The sequence below is a fragment of the Conchiformibius steedae genome (assembly GCF_014054725.1).
Taxonomy (GTDB): Bacteria; Pseudomonadota; Gammaproteobacteria; order Burkholderiales; family Neisseriaceae; genus Conchiformibius; species Conchiformibius steedae.
In genome coordinates, this window is the sequence record NZ_CP059563.1 from 1064259 (window position 1) to 1083903 (window position 19645).

Consider the following 19645-nt stretch of genomic DNA (forward strand, 5'->3'; position numbering starts at 1 on the left):
AAAAGGAAAATCCTTATGACCGTTATCGTAACCGGTGCTGCGGGCTTTATCGGCAGCAACATCGTCCGCGCCCTTAATCGCCGCGGCATTACCGACATCATCGCCGTTGATAATTTAAGCCGCAGCGGAAAATTCCATAATTTAAGCGATTGCGACATCGCCCATTATTTGGACAAACACGAATTTATCCGCCAAGTGCGCGGACATATTTTCCCCTATCACAACATCCGCGCCGTGTTCCACCAAGGCGCGTGTTCCGACACCATGAACCACGACGGCGTGTATATGATGGATAATAACTATCAGTATTCGCTGGATTTATTAGATTGGTGTCAAGACGAAGGTATTGCCTTTATTTACGCTTCCAGCGCCGCCGTGTATGGCAAAGGCACAACTTTCCGCGAAGAACCCGAATACGAACGCCCCTTAAATATTTACGGTTATTCCAAATTTTTGTTTGACCGTGTGGTGTCGCGGCGTTTGGAAGCGGGTATGCGTTCGCAAGTGGTGGGACTGCGTTATTTTAATGTGTACGGTGCGCGTGAACAGCACAAAGGACGCATGGCATCGGTGGCGTTTCATCACTTTCACCAATACCGCAATCACGGCTATGTAGAATTGTTTGGCGGCTGGGACGGTTATGAAGACGGCGCACAACAGCGCGATTTTGTCAGCGTGGAAGACGTTGCCGAAGTGAATTTGTTTTTCCTAGACCACCCCGAACAATCAGGTATTTACAATTTGGGTACGGGGCGCAGCCAAACCTTTAACGATTTGGCGGTGGCAACGGTAAATGCCTGTCGTGTGGCAGACGGTTTGCCTGCCTTGGAATTGGACGAATTGGTCAAACAAGAATTGGTGCGCTACAAACCCTTCCCCGATGAATTAAAAGGCAAATACCAGAGCTTTACCGAGGCAGACATCGGTAAATTACGCGCAGCGGGTTATACTGCGCCGTTTTATGATGTTAATGAAGGGGTTAGCCGCTATGTGTATTGGCTGATGACGCATCAGGTTTAAGCCAGCCTTGTTGCACAAACGACACGGTTTGCCCTGCGGTAACGATAAAATGGTCCAGTAGGGCAATATCCAATAATGCCAAACCTGCTTGCAGTTTGCGAGTAAAAGCGTGGTCGGCTGGGGAAGCTTGAGGGTTGCCCGATGGGTGGTTGTGGGCAAAGATGACGGCGGCGGCGTGGTGGTGTAGGGCGTATTTGGCGATTTCGCCGCTGTAAACGGTGCTTTCGGAAACGCTGCCGCGTGCCATTTCGCGGCAGGCAAGCAGGCGGTTTTGTGCGTCTAACAGCAGTACCAACGCCACTTCTACGGCTTCGTGTCCCAAGCGCAGGCGCAAATAATCGCCCACGGTGTCGGGGTGGTCAAATACGGGGGTTTGGCGCAGTTGTTCGCCTAAAATGCGTTTGCCGATTTCGCGGACGGCGGAAAATTGAGCAAACGATGCCAAGCCCATGCCTTTGTGTTGCGATAATTGGGGGTAGGGTGCGCTCATCACGCCGCGCAAACTGCCAAATTGCTGAATCAGTGAACGCGCTAAATCTACGGCACTCATGCCTTGTGTGCCAACGCGCAGTAAAATGGCGAGTAATTCGGCATCGCTTAAGGCTTCTGCGCCGCGTTCCAGCAGTTTTTCGCGGGGACGTTCGTTTTCGTTCCAGTGTTTGATGCTCATGATATTGGGAAAAACGCGGTTTTCCGTTTAATCGGGAAACCGCGTTGGCGTGTGTGTGTTAAATGGGCTTATTTTTTTAAGAAATTGTTAATCAGCATACCGGCAATGTCGTCCAAACCGAAACCGTTGGCATCGGCAGCGTTGCCGTTGGGGGTAAGCCCGTTAACGATTTGGGGCAGGTATTGTGCCAGCAGGTTGCCTGCTTGGTTCACGTCCAAACCGACTTTGGCGGCGGCTTCTTGCAGGTTGCCGCCCAAGGCGTTTTGAATTTGTGCGGCATCGGCGGGGGCGTTGGCACCGTTGCCAATCCAGCTTTGTACGGTGTCGGCAAGATTGCCTTGCTGTAATTGTCCCAGCAGTGCGCCAACGTTGCCGCCGTTTTGTTCAATCAGTTGTTTAACCAAATCTACGGCTTGAATTTGTCCGTTGCCGTCGGTGTCTTTGAGCAGGGCGGCTGCGCCTGCCAGTGAAGTAATGGAATCCAGCAAACCCATAATGTTGTCTTTCGTAATGTGTGGGGGGAAAGGGGCGCAGTTTAGCTTTTTTCGGGCGTTTTCGGAATGATTGGGCGCGGGTTTTACGCAATTTGACGTTATAATCGGGCTTTGTTTGAAGCAAAGTAAAGGAAAACATCATGAATCCGCTGATGCTTGACGGGGGCGCGGCAACGGAACGCCGTCCTGTGATTGTGGCATTGGATTTTGCCGATGCCGCGCAAACGCTGGCGTTTGTGCGCGGTTTGTCGCCGCAGCTGTGCCGTTTGAAAATCGGTAAAGAGTTGTTTACCGCCACAGGTCCTGCGCTGGTGGAACAGCTGATTACGCAAGGTTTTGATGTGTTTTTAGATTTGAAATACCACGATATTCCCAACACAGTGGCGCAGGCGTGCAAGGCAGCGGCGCAAATGGGCGTGTGGCTGGCGGATATGCACGCGGGCGGCGGACGGCGCATGATGGAAGCGGCGGCAGAAGCCGTTGCCAATGTGCGCGAACGTCCCAAATTATTGGGCGTAACGGTGCTGACCAGCATGACGGCAGCGGATTTGCACGAATTGGGCTGGACGGGCGAGCCGCAAGAATTGGTGCGCCGTTGGGCGGCGTTGGCAAAAGATTCGGGCTTGGACGGCGTGGTGTGTTCGGCGCAGGAAGCAGCGTTGTTGCGGCAGGATTTGGGCGCAGACTTTTTGCTGGTTACGCCCGGTATCCGTTTGGCAGATGATGCGGGTGGCGACGACCAACGCCGCGTAATGACCCCCGAAAATGCTTTGGCTGCGGGCGCGGATTATTTGGTGATGGGTCGTCCGATTACCCGCGCCGCCGACCCCGTTGCCGTATTGCGCGGCATTAACCAAGCAGCGGCAGCAGCGTGATGAAACGCGATTTGGAAGTCTATTTGGTGCGCCACGGACAAACCGAATTTAACGCCGCTGCCCGTTTGCAAGGTCAGGCAGATTCGCCGCTGACCGCCGCAGGCGCAGCCGCAGCTTATGATTTGGGGGTGAAACTGCGCCGCGAACTGCCCGAACCGCCGTTTGCCGCTGCGTTTTGCAGCACTTTGGCGCGTACGCGCACCACCGCGCAAGCCATTTTGCGCGGCGCGGGTTGCCCCGATTTGCCGATAAGGGAATTGGCAGACTTGCGCGAATACGGTTTCGGACGTTTTGAAGGACAACCAGCCGAAGTGCTGTACCGCCATTTAAGTGATTTATTGGGTTTACCTGATACTGCCACGCTGTTGCAGCGTTACCGCCACGGCAGCAGTAATCTGTTTGCCGAATTATTGTCGCGCACCGAAGCGGGTTGCGAAACCGAAGCGGCATTTACCGACAGGCTGTGGCGCGGCATGAACCGTGTTGCCGAACACAGCCCCACGCAAGGGCGCGTATTGGTGGTATCGCACGGCATGGCGATTGTTGCCTTGATTAAATCGCTGAATCCGAATGCCATTTTATACAAAAGCCCGCCCAATGTTGCCGTTTCGCGCCTGCATTTTGACGGTACGCGCTGGCAGATTGTGGAAGTGGCTGCACCTGATACCAGCAGCAGACCATAGAAATATAAGCGTTTAACGCTGACGTGCTGGCTGTTGTGCCAACTGTTGCCGTTCGGCGGCGGTCATGCCGTTGCCATCCAGCGCGGCAAGGTTTTGAACGGCGCGGCGGTATTCGGTTTCGCTGATGCGGGTTTGGGCGATGCGCCACTGTGTGCGCCCGTTTTCTTTAACGGGCGCAGCCGTCCACAGCCCGTTTTGGCGAAATTCGTTTAATAATGCGTTGGCGAGGGCGTGCATGGTTTGTCCGCGTTGGCGCAAACCGATGCGCCTGCCGATGGCGTTGTTGCGTAAATCGGCGGCTTCATCGGCGCGGTAGCGGTCGGGATAATCCAAAGTGTGTTGCCACACGGGATTTTTTTCGTAGGCATTACCCGCTTGGCGGGCGATGTCGTCGCCGAAACGGGCAGCGATGGCAGCTTGCCACAAGGAATGGCGCAGCGCGTTCATTTGCGTGCCGCGACCGTCGCCGTTGGCGCGGTTGTCCAAGCCGCTGCGTTGCGACAGGCGCACGGCGTTGCTGGTGATGTTGGTGCTGAGTGCGCCCGTTTGCCCAATAGCGGCAGCGGCGATGGGGTGGCGTAGGCTGAAATGGGCAAGTTCGGGTTTGTCTTTGAACGGGGCGCAGGCGTTGTTGCCTAAAGTTAAACACAGTAAGGCGATTTTTAGGGACATAGTAGTTTGATTCTTAATATTTTGTAGTTGATGAAAATAAACGATTTTTATCAACTATAGTTTGTGGCACAGGTCGCCTGTGGCAAAACCCTGCCAATCGGGGTCAAGGTTTTTACCGAAAGCAATCACTTTAAACAGCTCGCCCATTTCATGCGGCGCAGTCAGGGTATGTACGGCGGCGGCAGCTTGCAGATAATCGCTGTGTTCGGTATCGGGAAAACGCTGCTGCATGTTGCCCAAAATATCCAAATTCAATAAAAAATAGGCTTGGCTGGTGTAACCGATTAAGTCCAAACCCGCATCGGTGGCGGCTTGGGCGATGTCGGTAAAATTAACGTGGGCAGTCAGGTCGGTTAGCCCCACGCGGTAAAACGGGTCGTGTATGCTGTGGTGGCGGTAATGCCCGATTAGCGTACCGTCCTGTCGTTGCGGGTGGTAATACTGGGCTTGGTCAAAACCGTAATCCAGCCAAATCATGCCGCCGCGTACCAATTTTTGTGCCAAAGTGCGGATAAAAGCGTGTTGGGCGGGATGCAGTTCGCTGGTGTAATCGGGCAAGGGCGGTAACAGGGCGTGTGCCTGCTCTTGTAAATCATCAGGGATTTCAGCCAGTTCACACCATGCAAAACGCTCGTCTTGCCATGTTACGCCCATACGCACTACGTTGCCGTCTGCCAAACGGCGCGCCCGTTCTACAGGCATGGCGTCCAATACTTCGTTGCCAATCAGTATGCCGTCTAATTGTTCGGGCAAGGCGGATAAATGGCGGACTTTGTGGGCGTGTTGCGGGGCGTGTTGCTTGATGTATTCCAGTTGGCGTGCGCTTAAATTGGGCGAAACTTCAATAATATAATAATTGGCGACCGTGTCGGATAGGGCGTTGAGCAGTTGCGCTGCCAGTGCGCCCGTGCCTGCGCCGAATTCATATATTGCGCCTGAAGTTTGCGGCAGCAGTTGCGCCAGTTGTACCGCCAAGGCATCGGCAAACAGGGGCGTGAGCAGCGGCGCGGTAACAAAGTCGCCCGCCGTGCCGATTTTGTGCGAACCGCCGCTGTAATAGCCGTATTGCGGATGATACAAAGCCAGTTGCATAAATTGTGAAAACGGTATCGCGCCGCCGCTGTGGGCGATTTGCTCACGAATCAGGACGCACAGGGCATGGCTGGCGGCTTGGGCTTCGGCATCGGGCGGGGGCAGGTGGGGGGCTTGGGGCAACATCAATCGGTTCTTTCGTGCGGCGGGTGTGGTAAGAATACAGCTTAAAGGTTAAATTGTGTAAAAGCCAAATTCGGGGCGTTTATTATAACGGTTTTGCCTGTGCGTTTCCGATTATTTGCCCGTACTGTTTTTTATGGCGTTTTTGGTTTGACCGCTGTGCCAATCCGTGATTAAAGCGTGGGTGGCAGGCGTTTGCGGCGTTTTTATCGCGAACGGGGGCGCATGGCGGCGCAATCGGGCGCACGGGGGCGGGTTTGACCGTGCGGTTAATTTTTTTTATAGTGTGGGTTAATCAATATTCCTTTTCGGTTTGAGCCTCCGCCTTTAACGGCGGTAAAATGTTTTTATCGGTGTCGGAAAGGAATACGCCTTGTCCGATTCAGGGCAAATACCCCATTCCCCGCCCCGTCTGATGCCGCCGCACCTTTGGTGTTTTGCCCTGCTGTGCCGCGTATTGTGCGGGAAAAACCACCCTTAAACCCCATACGTTTCTGCCATGAATCCCGAAAATGCTTTGACCCATACCACCGTACTGCTGCATGAAGCCGTTGATGCGCTGAATATCCGCAGCGACGGCATCTATGTGGACGGCACGTTCGGGCGCGGTGGACATTCGCGGCTGATTTTAAGCCGTTTGGGGGAAAACGGGCGTTTGGTGGTGTTTGATAAAGACCCGCAAGCCATTGCCGCTGCACACGCTTTGGCGCAGCACGACCCGCGTGTGCATGTGGTACACAACGGTTTTGCCGCTTTAACGCAGGCTTTGGACAACTTGGGCATCGGCGCGGTACACGGTATATTGTGCGATTTGGGCGTGTCGTCGCCGCAAATTGACGATGCCTCGCGCGGTTTCAGCTTCCGTTTTGACGCGCCTTTGGATATGCGTATGGACACCACACGCGGGCTGTCGGCGGCGCAGTGGCTGGCGCAGGCAGACGAACAGGATATTTACGAGGTAATCAAAGATTATGGTGAAGAGCGGTTTGCCCGCCAGATTGCGCGCACGATTGTTGCGCAGCGCGGCGAAAGTCCCATCGATACAACCCGCAAGCTGGCGCAAATCGCGGCGCGGTGCGTCCGTACTCGCGAGCGCGGGCAAGACCCCGCCACGCGCACTTTCCAAGCGATACGCATCTTCATCAACCGCGAACTGGACGAAATCCAAGCCCTGCTGCCGCAGGCGGTGGCGCGGCTGCACACGGGCGGGCGTTTGGCAGTAATTGCCTTTCATTCTTTGGAAGACCGCATCGTCAAGCAATTTATAAAAAGCCACAGCACCTTACCGCCTGTTCCCAAATGGGCGGCGGTGCGCGATGCCGATTTGCCGCAACCGCCTTTGCGCGGCGTAGGCAAAGCCGTTAAACCTTCTGCCGCCGAAACCGCTGCCAACCCCCGCGCCCGTTCGGCGGTGCTGCGTGTGGCAGAGCGCACTTTAGCCCCTTATTCCCCTGCAAAGTGAAAGATTTTAGATTTTATGTTTACCAGACTCAATATACTGCTGCTGGCAGGCGTGCTGGCGTCGGGCTACTATGTGGTGGATTTGAACAACAGCATCAAACACCAAACCCAGCTTTACGGCAAAGGGCAGGAAGCCGAAATCCGCCTGAACCAAGACTATGCCGAACTGCAATACGAACACAGTCAGGCAGTGGATTTAAAGCTGGTGCACAACGCCGCCGGCAAGCTGCGTATGCACGCCCCTTCCCCGCAGGAAACCGTGATTTTACAATTCAGATGATTAACCCGTTTTAACGATTGAAGCCAAATGGCCGAGCAACCCAAAACCATAAAAGACGTTCCGCCCGTCACCAGCAATGTGCGCCTGATGGTGGTACTGATTGCCATTTGCGTGGCTTTTGTGTGTCTGGCAGTGTACAGTTTTTTCATTCACATCAGCCACCGCACCGAATTAAACCGTTTTGGCGAAAACCGCCTGATCCGCAGCATCCGCGAACCCGCCCTGCGCGGCATGATTACCGACCGCGACGGCACCGTCTTGGCGGTGAGCCGTCATTTGCGCGTGCCTACTTTTAACCCGCAGGCGATTTACGAGCCCAAGCGCAAAGGCGACCCCGTTAATTGGCAGACCATCAGCGACGAACAATTCCGCAAGATGTCGGAAATTCTGCAGATTCCCGAAAACGAACTTAAAGCCAAATTTCAAGACACTTCTGTTAAATACCTCAATTTAAAAAAAGAGCTTTCCTTAAGCGAAGCCGATGCCCTTAAAGCCCTGAAAATCCCCTCGCTGCGTTTTGAAGAGCGCAGCGAGCGCAGCTATCCCACAGGCAACCTGTTTTCCCATATTGTCGGTTTTGCCAACAGCAAGGGCGTGGGTTTGGAAGGCATCGAGCGCACCGAAAACGAGCGTTTGAAAGGCGAAGACGGTAAACAAATCGTGATTCGCGACCGCCACGGCAATATTGTGGAAATGCTGGATTCGCCCGAAAACACGCCTGCCCGTTCGGGCAATACGCTGGTGTTGTCGGTAAGTCAGGAAATTCAGCGGCTGGCGCGGGACGAATTGGCAAACGCACTCAAGCAGTTTAACGCCAAAGCAGGCGGCGTGGTGGTGCTGGACGCGAAAACGGGCGAAATTCTGGCAATGACCAGCATGCCCGATTACGATGCCAATTTTTATACCCAATTCCCCGAAGACAGCTTCCGCAATTACGCCGTGGGTGTCACCATGGAACCGGGTTCGGTAATGAAGCCGTTTATCGTTGCCAAAGCCATTGATGACGGCAAAATCGGGCGCAATACCCAATTTGACACCCGTCCGTTTGCCATCGGGCGCAAACTGATTCGCGACACTCACGAATACCCCAGCCTGACCGCTGAAGGCATTTTGCAAAAATCGTCTAATGTGGGAACGAGCCATATCGCGGCAATGTATCCCAGCAAAGCCCTGTACGATTATTTCAGTGCTGTCGGTTTCGGTAAAAAAACCAATTCGGGCGTGAGTGGCGAACAAAATTCGCCTTTAAAACCCGCAGAGCGTTGGGGACAATTGGATAAGGCGGTGATGTCTTACGGCTATGCGCTTACTGCCAATATGCTGCAAATGGCGCAGGCCTATACCATTTTTACCAATGACGGCAAATTGTTGCCCGTAACCATTTACAAACGCGACACCGTGCCTGCAGGAACGCCCGTTATCCGCCCCGCCACCGCCAAAGTAATGCGCGATATGATGATTAGCGTAACCCGTCCGGGCGGCAGCGGCATCAACGGCGCTGTGCCGGGCTACGATGTGGCAGGCAAAACGGGTACGGCGAAAAAAGTCGGTGCCAGCGGCGGCGGTTATGAAGACCGTTACCGCGCCAGCTTTGTCGGTTTTGCGCCCGCACACAACCCGCGCCTGATTGTGGCGGTTACCATTGATGACCCGCGCGGACGCGGTTATTACGGCGGCACGGTGGCGGGTCCGGTATTCCGCAATGTGATGGCAGGCGGTTTACGCGCCTTGGGTGTGAAACCCACCCGTGTAGAAGAAACCGAAACCCCCGCCGTTGTGCCGCCGAGCGAATCCGCCGTTGAGCCGTCCGAACCCTGATTGTATCCTGCCCCTGCCGCCATATTGAGCGGCGGGGGCGGTTTTGCGCCCCTATCCCCGCCAAGGAAACCATCATGTACAGCACCCGCACCCCGTCTCTTGAAACCGAATTTCCCCATCTGCCCGACACCGTTGCCGAAAGTGTAACCCTGCACGCCGACAGCCGCAAAATCCGCACGGGCGATGTGTTTGTTGCCTGTCAGGGCGAATATGTGGACGGGCGCGACTACATTCCCGCTGCCATAGCCCAAGGCGCATCGCTGGTGTTGTGGGACGATGACGGACGTTTTCAATGGAACAGCGCGTGGCAAGTCCCCAATGTTGGGATTGCCGATTTGCGCCAACGTGCGGGCATAGCCGCTGCCAAACTGTACGGCAGCGTGGCAGAAGGTTTGAATATTTTTGGCGTAACAGGCACCAACGGCAAAACGTCTATTACCCAATGGCTGGCACAAGCCGTTGATATTTTAGAAAAGCAAAAATCCTGCGCTATTATGGGAACGGTAGGCAACGGCTTTTGGGGCGCATTGCGCGAAGCCACCCACACCACCCCCGACCCCGTGTCGCTGCAAACCCTGCTGCGCCAATTTGCCCGCGAAGGCGCAAACAGCGTTGCCATGGAAGTGTCCAGCCACGGGCTTGACCAATGCCGCGTAAACGGCGTACCGTTTACCTCTGCCGTTTTCACCAATTTGACCCGCGACCATTTGGATTATCACGGCTCAATGGCAGCCTATGGCGACACCAAAGCCCGTTTGTTTTACTGGCAAGGCTTAAAACACGCCTTGATTAACGCAGATGATGATTTTGGCAAAGAACTGTTGCAACAATTGCGCCAACAGCGTCCCGAATTGGCGGTTTACGGCTATGGTTTTGCCGAACACGCCGATATCCGCATCAGCCGTTTTCAAGCCTCGCCTGACGGTATGCACACCGATTTGCACACACCTTGGGGCGAATGTACCGTTTCCAGCCGTTTGTTGGGGCGTTTTAACGCACAAAATCTGGCTGCTTGTATCGGCGTATTGTGCGCCAACGGCTATCTTTTGGCAGACGTTGCCGCCGCACTCGCGCAAATTCGCCCCGCCACAGGACGCATGGACTGCATTGCCCGCAGCGGCAAACCTTTGGTGGTGGTGGACTACGCACATACCCCTGATGCTTTGGAAAAAGCCTTAACGACTTTGCGCGAAATTTTGCCTGCCAACGGCAAACTGTGGTGCGTATTTGGCTGTGGCGGCAACCGCGACCGTGGCAAACGCCCCCTAATGGGCGCAGCGGCTGCCGCTTACAGCGATTATCCCGTAGTTACCAGCGACAACCCGCGCATGGAAGAACCGCAAACCATTATTGACGATATTTTGCCTGCCGTTCCCCATCCTGCGCTGGTGGAAGCCGACCGCCGCCGTGCCATTGAGCAAGCCATTTTGCAGGCTGCGCCCGATGATGTGATTTTAATTGCGGGCAAAGGGCATGAAACTTATCAGGATATTCAGGGCGTGAAACACCATTTTTCCGATTTTGAAGAAGCGGAACACGCGTTGGCAAAGCGTTTGGCAGACAGCAGTGGACGTTGAGCTTTAGCCAGCCTGAAAACAGGAGACTAATTGATGAATATGCAAAAATGGGTCAAAGCTGTTAATACGCTGGGCATTACTGCTGCCATCATTATGATTTACTGGGTGTTTGTCTTTCTGTTGGTGGAAGTTCTCGGCTTAAAAATTTTCCAGCAAAGAATCACCGATATGTTCGGTTTCAGCATTATCGGCATTTTAGCGGTAATGGCAGCGGCACTGATGCTGAACATTATGCTCAACCTGACCCGCATTGCCGAGCGTGGTGGTGCCGCTGAGCCTGTTGCGAGCAATAAAAAAAGCGTTTGGTTGTTTGCTTTGAGTTTTCCTGTGTTGGCAGCTTTGTTGTTTGGTGGCAACCATCTCAGTACATTAAAAAAACGCGACAGGTTGCTGACCGATGCGGCTTATATTGTGAAAAACCAGCAGCCTGTTTCTGGCTATCGTTTTGATTTTGCCCATTTGCAAACCCTGCTGCGTTATCTGAAACAGGCAGAAGATAAAGTTTCTGATGCTGATATCCATGTGGCGTGGATTGCGCCCGATACCATCAATGGACATCCCGTTTATTTAACCATAGGTAAACGGTCGTATTTGGATGATGCCGTTTTTTCCCGTGCTGCCGCCGATTCGTTTCAAGTGGTGTTGTCTAATGAAGAAAAAACAAAGCACACAGTGGAAAAATCGGATTACCATCGCCGCTTTCCTGAAAAAGAACAACAGTATTTAGACAAAGTTTTTGCTGAAAACGGTCGCGATATCCGTTTTAACAGTCGCAACGGCAATTATGAATTGTTTTATCCGTATCAGATAAACGGTAAAACCATTGGCGTGTTATGGTTTACCGATTCCGACTATTACGGGAAATTAGGTTTTACGAGCAAATAATGAACTTAAATTTTATTACCCAAACTTTAGGACTACCGCCCTTATCCGATGCCCCTGTTGGCAAAATTATCACCGACAGCCGCACCGCCGAAGCAGGCGATGTGTTTGTTGCTTTGGTGGGAGAAAACCACGATGCCCATGATTTTGTCGCGCAAGTGCTGGCAAAAGGCGCGTATGCGATTGTGTCGCGTGACGATTGCGCCGCGCTTGCTGGCTGCCTGAAAGTAGACGACACCTTACGCGCCCTGCAAACTTTGGCGGCGGCGTGGCGGCAGCACATTCAACCGTTTGTGTTTGGTATTACGGGTTCCAGCGGCAAAACCACTGTGAAAGAAATGCTGGCGGCCATATTACGCCACCGTTTTGGTACCGATGCGGTGCTGGCAACCGCTGGCAATTTTAACAATCACATCGGTTTGCCGCTTACGCTGTTGAATTTAAAACCACAACACCGTTATGCCGTGATTGAAATGGGCATGAATCACTCAGGCGAGTTGGCGGAACTGACGCGCATTGCCCGCCCCGATGCTGCGCTGGTCAATAATGCCATGCGCGCGCATATCGGCTGTGGTTTTAACGGTGTGGACGACATTGCCCGTGCCAAAAGTGAAATTTATCAAGGTTTGGCAGCGGATGGCACGGCTTTAGTGCCTGCCGAAGACGAGCGTTTACCGCTGTTCCGTGAAGCGGCGCAGGCGTGGACGCAACTGAGTTTTGGGGCGGAAACGGGCGATGTTCACGCTGAAAATGTGCGTTTGCACGCCGACAGCAGCGAATTTGATTTGGTGTGTGGGGCAGAACGTGCGGCGGTGCGTTTGCCTGCCCCTGGTTGGCACAATGTCCGTAATGCGGCGGCTGCCGCTGCGTTGGCGCGTTGCGCGGGCGTGGATTTGGCACAAACTGCGGCGGGTTTGCAACACTTTGCCAATATTCGCGGACGTTTGCAGTTTAAACGCGGCATTGGCGGCGCAACCGTGATTGACGACAGTTACAATGCCAATCCAGACAGCATGAAAGCCGCGATTGATGTGCTGACTGCCCAAGCTGCGCCGCGTGTGTTGGTAATGGGCGATATGGGCGAGTTGGGCGAGGACGAAGCCGATGCCATGCACGCCGAAGTGGGTGCGTATGCCAAAGCGCAAGGGATTGAAGCGGCGTATTTTGTCGGCAATCACAGCGCGGCTGCGGCGGAAGCCTTTGGCGCAGACGGTTTGTGGTTTGCCGATAAAGACCCGCTGATCCAGGTATTGGCGCACGATTTGCCTGCGGGCGCAAGCGTGTTGGTTAAAGGCTCGCGTTTTATGAAAATGGAAGACGTGGCGGCGGCGCTTCAGGCTGTCTGAAATCGTTTTATCAATTATTTATAGTTAATGTGATTTATTTTTCATACAAGGCGGCGATGCCGCAGACGGTATGAATAATACGGCAAGGCGATGCCGCGCGGTATGAGAAATAAAGCATATTGACTATAGCAGTAACAAGGGAAGTTTTTATGTTTATCTGGCTGGCACAAGTTCTTGACGATTGGATTAAAGCGTTTAACGTGGTGCAATACACCACTTTCCGCGCGGTAATGGCGGCGCTTACCGCCTTGGCGTTCAGCCTGTTATTGGGACCGTGGTCCATACGCAAGCTCACGGCATTGAAAGTGGGACAGGCAGTCCGCACTGATGGTCCGCAAAGCCATTTGATTAAAAACGGTACGCCTACCATGGGCGGTGCTTTGATTTTAGCCGCGATTGCCGTTTCCACGCTGCTGTGGTCCAATTTGGAAAACCGCTATATTTGGATTTTGCTGGGGGTAATGCTGGCGACAGGCGCGTTGGGTTTTTATGACGACTGGCGCAAGGTGGTGTACAAAGACCCCAACGGCGTATCGGCGCGGTTTAAAATGGTGTGGCAGTCGGCGGTGGCGTTGGCAGCGGGGGTGGCGTTGTTTTCGCTGTTGGCAGACGGCAGCTACATCACCGACCCGAAAAATGCCGCCGACAGCGCGGTGGCTGCCAACCGTATTCTGATTATCCCTTATTTGAAAATGCTGCTGCTGCCTTTGGGCGCGGTGGGTTTTGTGGTTTTGTCGTATTTAACCATTGTCGGTACGTCTAATGCGGTAAATTTAACCGACGGTTTGGACGGCTTGGCGGCGTTCCCTGTGGTGCTGGTGGCAGCGGGTTTGGCGGTGTTTGCCTATGTGGGCGGACACAGCGAGTTTGCCCGTTATCTGGTGCTGCCTTATGTACCAGGTGCCAACGAAGTGGTGGTATTTTGTGCGGCGATGTGTGGTGCGTGTTTGGGCTTTTTGTGGTTTAACGCTTACCCCGCGCAGGTGTTTATGGGCGATGTGGGCGCATTGGCATTGGGTGCGGCATTGGGTACGGTGGCGGTGATTATCCGTCAGGAAGTGGTGCTGGTGATTATGGGCGGTTTGTTTGTGGTGGAAGCCTTGTCGGTAATGATTCAGGTGGCGTGGTATAAAAAAACGGGCAAACGGATTTTTCTGATGGCACCGATTCACCATCATTTTGAACAAAAAGGTTGGAAAGAAACGCAGGTGGTGGTGCGTTTTTGGATTATCACCATTGTGCTGGTGCTGGTGGGATTGAGTTCGCTTAAATTGCGCTGATGTGCCATCACGCGGTAAAAGGACGGCATCATGAACGATTATGACGAAGACGGCGGCAGCGAATTTAAATCGGTGTTGTTGTGGACGGTGTTTTTTTTGCTGTTGGGCGCGGCGGGCTATGGCGGCTGGTATGTGGTCAGCGGCTTGGGTCAGAGTGCGGAAAACATTCAAAGCCAAGTGGAACAGGCAAAACCGCGTTCTGATGTGAATACTTTTACCCTGTCGCAAGTATCGGGCGCAGTGCCTGCCGAATGGCAGCAGGTGAGCGAAAGCGTGAGCAGTGGCACAGATTTGGCGGTGCAAAAGGGTGAGTTTGCCTATCGGGACGGTATGCCTGTGGTGCGGGTGGCGGTGTATAATCAGGGCGGATTTGCCATCAGCGCGGCACAAATCAGCCTGTCGCTGCTGCTGGACGGTTCAAACGAAGCCTTTGCCCAAGTGCAGGCAGTGCCTGTGCCTTTGTCGGGGGTGCTGCTACCGGGTGACAGCGTGATTGCCGATATTCCCGTAGATGACCCCGCTTGGCGCGATGAAGCCGTGCGCCTTGCTGGACAAAGGCGCGTGTTGGCGCAGGTGGTGTTTGTGAATGATGCCGACCGCGACAATATTGATTATCCGCAAACCGATGCGGGCGTGTATTTAAAACAGGTGGAAAACGACTGGGGCGCACAGTATGCCGAAGAAAGCCTGCCGTCCGAGTCTGAAACCGAAGCATCGGTAGCAGAATTTGACGAAACGGCGGGCGTTGAAGACGTGCCTGCCGTTTTGCCGCAGCAGTAGTAAGGAATCATAATTATGGATTTGCACAATCAAACCGTTTTGGTGGCGGGCTTGGGCGGGACAGGCATGGCAAGCGTGCGCTGGTGTGTGGCACAAGGCATGGACGTTGCCGCTTATGATGCCCGCGTCAGCCCCGAACGCGCCGCGCAATGGGCAGGCGAATTTCCCAATGTACCGTTATTATCAGGCAGTTTGGCAGAGGCGCTGGCAGGACGTGATGTGTTGCTGCTCAGCCCCGGCATCAGCCGCCGCCGCGCCGAGATTATCCAATTTGAACAACAAGGCGGATGTGTCAGCGGCGATGTTGCCGTATTAGCCGAAGTGTTGCGCGACCGTCCCGACCGCATTCTTGCCATCACAGGTAGCAACGGCAAGACCACCGTAACCAGCCTAATCGGGCATCTGTGCCAAGCCTGCGGCTGCGATACCGTTGTCGCAGGCAATATCGGTACGCCCGTGCTGGCGGCTTTGCAAGACCGAAACGGCAAAAACGCCGATTTTTGGGTGTTGGAACTGTCCAGTTTTCAATTGGAAACCACCCCCGATTTAAACGCCGCCGCCGCCGTGTGCCTGAATGTGTCGGAAGACCATTTAGACCGTTACGATGATTTGCTGGATTATGCCCGCGCCAAAGATGCCATCTTTAACGGCAGCGGCGTACAGGTATTGAATGCAGACGACCCGTTTTGCCGTGCCATGAAGCGGGCAGGGCGCGAGCAGCGATGGTTTTCCACCGAAGGCAATAGCGGCTATTTTATTGACGAACAAACAGGCGCATTGTGTTGCGATGGCGAAGTTTTACTGATGCCCGAACAAATCCCCCTGCAAGGTCGCCACAACGCCGCCAATGTTTTGGCAGCGTTAGCCGTGTGCGAAGCCGTAGGACTGCCACGTGCCAGCTTGCTTGCCGCCGTGCAAACCTTTCAAGGCTTGCCCCACCGTGTACAAAAAATCGCCGAAAAATCAGGCGTAAACTATATTGACGACAGCAAAGGCACAAACGTGGGCGCAACCGTGGCAGCGATGGCGGGTTTGCCCGAAAAAATCGTTTTGATTGCAGGCGGGCAGGGCAAAGGTCAGGATTTTTCGCCGCTGCGTGAAGAAGTGCGCCGCAAAGCCCGCGCCGTGATGCTGATTGGCGCAGATGCCGACAAAGTCGCGGCTGCCTTGGCAGACTGCGGTGTACCGCTGCATTTTTGCGCCGATTTGCCCGAAGCCGTACAACGCGCCGCCGCCGCTGCCCACACAGGCGATACCGTGCTGCTCAGTCCCGCCTGTGCCAGCTTGGATATGTTTGACAGCTATGCCCACCGTGGCAAAGTGTTTGCCGAAGCGGTAAACCACTTGCCCGATTAAGTTTTTTTATTCAGATTGTGCGTAAAATATGAACGACAAAGGCTATATTTTTTCAGATGACTGGTTTAGCCACAACCTACCCGCACTGGAACCGCTGTTAGACCACTTGCAACCCCAACGGATTTTGGAAATCGGCTCTTACGAAGGGCGTTCGGCGTGTTATTTTGTAGAAAAAGCCCTGCAATATCAGGATAAAGTGCAAATTTATTGCGTGGATACATGGTTAGGTGGGCGCGAACACATCGGCAAACACGATATGAATGTGGCAGAAAACCGTTTTGACCACAATCTCAAACTGGCTGGCGCACATTTTCCACAAGCAGAAATCATTAAACACAAAAGCACTTCCCAAACCGCCATGATGACTTTGTGTGTGCAAGGCTGGGAAAATTATTTTGATTTTGTTTATGTAGATGGTTCGCACGAAGCCCCTGATGTGTTGGCAGATGCTTTGCTGGCACACCGTTTGGTGCGTGCAGGTGGTGTGATTGCTTTTGACGATTATTTGTGGTCGCCGCTGCCCGATGGCGAGCAAGACCATTATCTGCTGGTGAAACCTGCGGTAGATGCTTATGTGAACGCTTTTCAAAGAAAAGTGAGGGTATTGCAGGGTTTGCCTGCGTATCAGCTTTATGTACAAAAGTTGGCGGATTGATTAGCTAGAAAACTTTGCCCGAAACTGTGTGTTTCGGGCAGTTTTTTTATTCGCCCTGCAGCCGCCATTGCGGTTGCTGCGTGTCCCAAGTGAGCCACGGCGGGGAATAGCCGCTGCGGTAGCGGATGCGGTATTGCGTGTCGGAAAGGGGCTGGTAATCGGGTTGCCAACCCAAATCTTTATGATGCTGCATGCCCAGTCGGGTCAGCAGTTCGGCGTTGTCGGCAGGGGGCAGTTTGCCGTGCTGTTGGCGGTAGGTTTCAATATTGGCAATCACGGTGTTGCCGCGTTCAATGTCTTTGTGGCGACGCCATTCCAAAGGCAGAAACGTATAGGCACACACCAGCGCAATCAGGGCAAGTATGCCGATAAGGGTTTGTTTCATGATGAGGTTTCAATGTTTTGCATATAGGCGCGTACGGCGTTGATATAAGGTGGGTCTTCCATTAAAAAGGCATCGTGTCCGTGGTGGGATTCCACTTCAATATATTGAACGGACTTGCGTGCGCCAATCAGGGCTTTGACCAGTTCGTGCGAACGCGAGGGCGAAAAACGCCAGTCGCTGCTGAAGCTGGCAACGAAAAAACGGGCTTGTACGCGGGACAGGGCTTTTTGCAGGTCGTGTCCGTATTCGGCGGCAGGGTCAAAATAGTCTAGGGCTTTGGTCATCAGCAGGTAGGAATTGGCATCAAAACGCCCTGAAAATTTATCGCCTTGATGGCGCAAATAGCTTTCTACTTCAAATTCAATATCGTAGTGATATTGATAATCGGGGCGACGGCGTTGTCGTCCGAATTTGTGTCCGAGTCCGTATTCTGCCAAATAGGTAATGTGTCCCATCATGCGGGCAATGCGTAAGCCGCGTTTGGGCAGGACGTGATGGCGGGCGTAGTGTCCGCCGTGAAAATCGGGGTCGGTAATAATGGCTTGGCGGGCAACGTCGTTAAAGGCGATGTTTTGGGCGCTCAAGCGCGGCGATGAGGCGATAACAAGGGCGTGGCGGATGCGTTCGGGGTATTCCAATGTCCATTGCAGGGCTTGCATACCGCCTAAACTGCCACCCACCACTGCTGCCCATTGGTTGATGCCGAAATGGTCGGCAAGCAGGGCTTGGCTGCGTACCCAGTCGCGCACGGTTACCATAGGGAAATCTGCGCCGTAGCTGCCTTCGCCTGAAGGGTGGGGCGACAAAGGTCCCGTACTGCCCGCGCAACCGCCCAAGTTATTGACACCGACAACAAAAAATTTATCGGTATCAATGGGCTTGCCCGAACCGACCATATTGTCCCACCAACCTGCGTAGCGGTCATCTGGGTGATGTCGTCCTGCAACGTGGTGGTCGCCCGAAAGGGCATGGCAAATCAAAACGGCGTTGTTTTTGTCGGCATTCAGTGTGCCGTAGGTTTCCACCGCCAGCGAAAAATGCGGCAAAACCTGTCCGTTTTGCAGGGTAAAGGGCGCGTTAAAATCAATAATCTGTGGGGTGATGATGCTGTGGCTGTGAACGGACATGGGCTTATTTGGAATAGTCTTTTTGAATCATATAGCCCGCACCGCGGCGGATGCGGCGGCGCAGTTCTTCATCGTTTTTGGCTTTGCCTTCGGTACACAAGTTGTCGTACAGCACTTGGCGCAGCGGGTCGGTGGCAGTGAGTTTGTTGCCCGTAATCTGCCAGTCGCTGCGGCGGGGGACAACCCAGCTGTCGTTACCCAAATCGGCAAAGGCAAGAATGCGGTATTTGGCACCGTCCGAACCGAGCCATTCTTCATCACCCAAGCACATCATGGCTTCCAAGCTGACGTTGTCGCTGCCTGCGGACGAGCGGCGGTTAATGATGTAGTGAATGCTGTTGTCGGCGGCGGTGTGAATGCTGTCGAGCAAAATGGTGGGTTTGCCACGGTGGGTGGGGGAAACGTATAAGTCAAACCAACCGCGCCCGTCGGGGTCGGGAACGGGAGGCAAGGCAGCTTCTTCGGCAGCGGCGGTTTCTTCTTGATTGGGGGCATCATCGGCAGGCACATCGGCGCGGGCAAAACCGCAGCACAACGCCAGCAATAGGGCAAAACGGTACATGGCAAAATAGGGGGAAAATAAACGCTGTGATTGTAACGATTTTTGCTGCGGCTGGGAACTGCCGTTCCGAACGGGCATTGGGGCGTATGCGGTAAACGGTACAAGCTAATTTTCAGCTAATTGTTTGGGGTTAGAATAATGTTTTTCCCGTTTACTGTTTAAAGGATTTTTTGATGAAACTGTTTTCTGTCATCGCCGTTACCGCTGCCGTATGCACCGCCCAAATCGCCACCGCTGCCCCTGCACCCAAACAGGGCAAACACCTGACCGCTCAACAGGCTTCCGCCATTGCGGTTAAACGTGCCGGCGGCGGACGTGTAACCGATATTGACCGCAAACGCGGTTATTATGAAGTAGATGTGTACCGCAAAGGCGTGAAATACGAAATTCGTGTGAATGCGGCAAACGGTCGTGCCGTGATTACCGATACCGACCGCGACGATGATTAAAACTTGCCGTATGCTTGGGGCTGCCTGAATCCGTTTCAGGCAGCCCGTTAATATTTTT

The 19645-nt window shown here is 53.8% G+C and carries 21 protein-coding genes; 14 read left to right on the forward strand and 7 right to left on the reverse strand.

The window, feature by feature from the left end:
- Nucleotides 1–15 precede the first annotated feature (15 nt).
- Nucleotides 16–1020, forward strand: a complete 1005-nt coding sequence (gene rfaD / locus H3L98_RS05795) for an ADP-glyceromanno-heptose 6-epimerase (protein ID WP_027021963.1) — start codon at nucleotides 16–18, stop codon at nucleotides 1018–1020.
- On the opposite strand, the gene radC is transcribed toward rfaD, so the two are convergent.
- Both radC and H3L98_RS05805 read right to left on the reverse strand, forming a co-directional pair.
- Nucleotides 980–1690: a RadC family protein gene (gene radC / locus H3L98_RS05800; RefSeq protein ID WP_027021164.1), complete on the reverse strand. Its 711-nt coding sequence runs from the start codon at nucleotides 1688–1690 to the stop codon at nucleotides 980–982. The genes rfaD and radC overlap by 41 nt on opposite strands.
- A 68-nt stretch (nucleotides 1691–1758) precedes the next feature.
- The gene (locus H3L98_RS05805; RefSeq protein WP_027021165.1) at nucleotides 1759–2184 is read right to left on the reverse strand and encodes a YidB family protein; all 426 of its coding nucleotides are present in this window, start codon (nucleotides 2182–2184) and stop codon (nucleotides 1759–1761) included.
- 140 nt (nucleotides 2185–2324) lie between these two features.
- Here H3L98_RS05805 and pyrF point away from each other — a divergent pair, with 140 nt between their 5' ends.
- Together pyrF and H3L98_RS05815 are read left to right on the forward strand one after the other, a co-directional pair.
- Nucleotides 2325–3059 carry an orotidine-5'-phosphate decarboxylase gene (gene pyrF / locus H3L98_RS05810; RefSeq protein WP_027021166.1) on the forward strand — a complete coding sequence of 245 codons (735 nt, stop codon included), beginning with the start codon at nucleotides 2325–2327 and terminating at the stop codon, nucleotides 3057–3059.
- Nucleotides 3059–3742 (forward strand): histidine phosphatase family protein, encoded by a 684-nt coding sequence (locus H3L98_RS05815; RefSeq protein ID WP_051531945.1) that lies wholly within the window; start codon nucleotides 3059–3061, stop codon nucleotides 3740–3742. Before pyrF ends, H3L98_RS05815 begins: the two co-directional genes overlap by 1 nt.
- Nucleotides 3743–3754: 12 nt before the next feature.
- On the opposite strand, the gene H3L98_RS05820 is transcribed toward H3L98_RS05815, so the two are convergent.
- Both H3L98_RS05820 and H3L98_RS05825 read right to left on the reverse strand, forming a co-directional pair.
- Complete coding sequence (locus H3L98_RS05820) at nucleotides 3755–4414, reverse strand: DUF6973 domain-containing protein (protein ID WP_027021167.1); 660 nt, start codon at nucleotides 4412–4414, stop codon at nucleotides 3755–3757.
- 54 nt (nucleotides 4415–4468) lie between these two features.
- A complete protein-coding gene (locus H3L98_RS05825) occupies nucleotides 4469–5632 on the reverse strand; it encodes a class I SAM-dependent methyltransferase (RefSeq protein WP_034332975.1) in 1164 nt (387 codons plus the stop codon).
- Nucleotides 5633–6128: 496 nt separating this feature from the next.
- Here H3L98_RS05825 and rsmH point away from each other — a divergent pair, with 496 nt between their 5' ends.
- From rsmH to H3L98_RS05875, 10 genes are all read left to right on the forward strand, one after another.
- A complete protein-coding gene (rsmH, locus tag H3L98_RS05830; protein ID WP_027021169.1) occupies nucleotides 6129–7091 on the forward strand; it encodes a 16S rRNA (cytosine(1402)-N(4))-methyltransferase RsmH in 963 nt (320 codons plus the stop codon).
- Between the two features lie 15 nt (nucleotides 7092–7106).
- On the forward strand, nucleotides 7107–7370 hold the full coding sequence (locus H3L98_RS05835) for a cell division protein FtsL (RefSeq protein ID WP_027021170.1): 264 nt from the start codon (nucleotides 7107–7109) through the stop codon (nucleotides 7368–7370).
- A 27-nt stretch (nucleotides 7371–7397) separates the two neighbouring features.
- Entirely contained in the window at nucleotides 7398–9188 is a 1791-nt protein-coding gene (locus H3L98_RS05840; protein ID WP_051531946.1) for a peptidoglycan D,D-transpeptidase FtsI family protein, read from the forward strand.
- Between the two features lie 74 nt (nucleotides 9189–9262).
- Nucleotides 9263–10765 (forward strand): UDP-N-acetylmuramoyl-L-alanyl-D-glutamate--2,6-diaminopimelate ligase, encoded by a 1503-nt coding sequence (locus tag H3L98_RS05845; RefSeq protein WP_027021171.1) that lies wholly within the window; start codon nucleotides 9263–9265, stop codon nucleotides 10763–10765.
- 33 nt (nucleotides 10766–10798) lie between these two features.
- Nucleotides 10799–11650, forward strand: a complete 852-nt coding sequence (locus tag H3L98_RS05850; protein ID WP_027021172.1) for a hypothetical protein — start codon at nucleotides 10799–10801, stop codon at nucleotides 11648–11650.
- Nucleotides 11650–12993 carry a UDP-N-acetylmuramoyl-tripeptide--D-alanyl-D-alanine ligase gene (locus H3L98_RS05855; RefSeq protein ID WP_034332977.1) on the forward strand — a complete coding sequence of 448 codons (1344 nt, stop codon included), beginning with the start codon at nucleotides 11650–11652 and terminating at the stop codon, nucleotides 12991–12993. Before H3L98_RS05850 ends, H3L98_RS05855 begins: the two co-directional genes overlap by 1 nt.
- 149 nt (nucleotides 12994–13142) lie before the next feature.
- Nucleotides 13143–14273, forward strand: a complete 1131-nt coding sequence (gene mraY / locus H3L98_RS05860) for a phospho-N-acetylmuramoyl-pentapeptide-transferase (RefSeq protein ID WP_027021174.1) — start codon at nucleotides 13143–13145, stop codon at nucleotides 14271–14273.
- 30 nt (nucleotides 14274–14303) lie between these two features.
- On the forward strand, nucleotides 14304–15053 hold the full coding sequence (locus H3L98_RS05865; protein WP_027021175.1) for a hypothetical protein: 750 nt from the start codon (nucleotides 14304–14306) through the stop codon (nucleotides 15051–15053).
- A gap of 15 nt (nucleotides 15054–15068) precedes the next feature.
- Complete coding sequence (murD, locus tag H3L98_RS05870; protein ID WP_027021176.1) at nucleotides 15069–16409, forward strand: UDP-N-acetylmuramoyl-L-alanine--D-glutamate ligase; 1341 nt, start codon at nucleotides 15069–15071, stop codon at nucleotides 16407–16409.
- A gap of 28 nt (nucleotides 16410–16437) precedes the next feature.
- Entirely contained in the window at nucleotides 16438–17064 is a 627-nt protein-coding gene (locus tag H3L98_RS05875) for a class I SAM-dependent methyltransferase (protein ID WP_027021177.1), read from the forward strand.
- 46 nt (nucleotides 17065–17110) lie between these two features.
- Here H3L98_RS05875 and H3L98_RS05880 read toward each other — a convergent pair whose 3' ends face one another.
- The 3 genes from H3L98_RS05880 to H3L98_RS05890 are packed head-to-tail and all read right to left on the reverse strand — an operon-like array spanning nucleotide 17111 to nucleotide 19138.
- Entirely contained in the window at nucleotides 17111–17449 is a 339-nt protein-coding gene (locus tag H3L98_RS05880; protein WP_027021178.1) for a hypothetical protein, read from the reverse strand.
- Complete coding sequence (gene metX / locus H3L98_RS05885) at nucleotides 17446–18576, reverse strand: homoserine O-succinyltransferase MetX (RefSeq protein ID WP_027021179.1); 1131 nt, start codon at nucleotides 18574–18576, stop codon at nucleotides 17446–17448. Before metX ends, H3L98_RS05880 begins: the two co-directional genes overlap by 4 nt.
- A gap of 4 nt (nucleotides 18577–18580) precedes the next feature.
- Nucleotides 18581–19138, reverse strand: coding sequence for a CNP1-like family protein (locus H3L98_RS05890; protein ID WP_182078426.1), 558 nt, complete (start codon nucleotides 19136–19138; stop codon nucleotides 18581–18583).
- Nucleotides 19139–19311: 173 nt separating this feature from the next.
- Between H3L98_RS05890 and H3L98_RS05895 the strand changes: the two genes are divergently transcribed.
- The gene (locus H3L98_RS05895; protein ID WP_027021180.1) at nucleotides 19312–19587 is read left to right on the forward strand and encodes a PepSY domain-containing protein; all 276 of its coding nucleotides are present in this window, start codon (nucleotides 19312–19314) and stop codon (nucleotides 19585–19587) included.
- The last annotated feature ends 58 nt before the right edge of the window (nucleotides 19588–19645 follow it).

Coding starts and splice junctions, on each gene's coding strand:
- H3L98_RS05805 (WP_027021165.1), bottom strand. CDS start 2,184: ATGGGTTTGCTGGATTCCATTACTTCACTGGCAGGCGCAGCCGCCCTG.
- rsmH (WP_027021169.1), top strand. CDS start 6,129: ATGAATCCCGAAAATGCTTTGACCCATACCACCGTACTGCTGCATGAA.
- H3L98_RS05895 (WP_027021180.1), top strand. CDS start 19,312: ATGAAACTGTTTTCTGTCATCGCCGTTACCGCTGCCGTATGCACCGCC.
- murD (WP_027021176.1), top strand. CDS start 15,069: ATGGATTTGCACAATCAAACCGTTTTGGTGGCGGGCTTGGGCGGGACA.
- mraY (WP_027021174.1), top strand. CDS start 13,143: ATGTTTATCTGGCTGGCACAAGTTCTTGACGATTGGATTAAAGCGTTT.
- H3L98_RS05840 (WP_051531946.1), top strand. CDS start 7,398: ATGGCCGAGCAACCCAAAACCATAAAAGACGTTCCGCCCGTCACCAGC.
- H3L98_RS05890 (WP_182078426.1), bottom strand. CDS start 19,138: ATGTACCGTTTTGCCCTATTGCTGGCGTTGTGCTGCGGTTTTGCCCGC.
- radC (WP_027021164.1), bottom strand. CDS start 1,690: ATGAGCATCAAACACTGGAACGAAAACGAACGTCCCCGCGAAAAACTG.
- H3L98_RS05880 (WP_027021178.1), bottom strand. CDS start 17,449: ATGAAACAAACCCTTATCGGCATACTTGCCCTGATTGCGCTGGTGTGT.
- metX (WP_027021179.1), bottom strand. CDS start 18,576: ATGTCCGTTCACAGCCACAGCATCATCACCCCACAGATTATTGATTTT.
- H3L98_RS05865 (WP_027021175.1), top strand. CDS start 14,304: ATGAACGATTATGACGAAGACGGCGGCAGCGAATTTAAATCGGTGTTG.
- pyrF (WP_027021166.1), top strand. CDS start 2,325: ATGAATCCGCTGATGCTTGACGGGGGCGCGGCAACGGAACGCCGTCCT.
- H3L98_RS05835 (WP_027021170.1), top strand. CDS start 7,107: ATGTTTACCAGACTCAATATACTGCTGCTGGCAGGCGTGCTGGCGTCG.
- H3L98_RS05825 (WP_034332975.1), bottom strand. CDS start 5,632: ATGTTGCCCCAAGCCCCCCACCTGCCCCCGCCCGATGCCGAAGCCCAA.
- H3L98_RS05855 (WP_034332977.1), top strand. CDS start 11,650: ATGAACTTAAATTTTATTACCCAAACTTTAGGACTACCGCCCTTATCC.
- H3L98_RS05850 (WP_027021172.1), top strand. CDS start 10,799: ATGAATATGCAAAAATGGGTCAAAGCTGTTAATACGCTGGGCATTACT.
- H3L98_RS05875 (WP_027021177.1), top strand. CDS start 16,438: ATGAACGACAAAGGCTATATTTTTTCAGATGACTGGTTTAGCCACAAC.
- H3L98_RS05845 (WP_027021171.1), top strand. CDS start 9,263: ATGTACAGCACCCGCACCCCGTCTCTTGAAACCGAATTTCCCCATCTG.
- rfaD (WP_027021963.1), top strand. CDS start 16: ATGACCGTTATCGTAACCGGTGCTGCGGGCTTTATCGGCAGCAACATC.
- H3L98_RS05820 (WP_027021167.1), bottom strand. CDS start 4,414: ATGTCCCTAAAAATCGCCTTACTGTGTTTAACTTTAGGCAACAACGCC.
- H3L98_RS05815 (WP_051531945.1), top strand. CDS start 3,059: ATGAAACGCGATTTGGAAGTCTATTTGGTGCGCCACGGACAAACCGAA.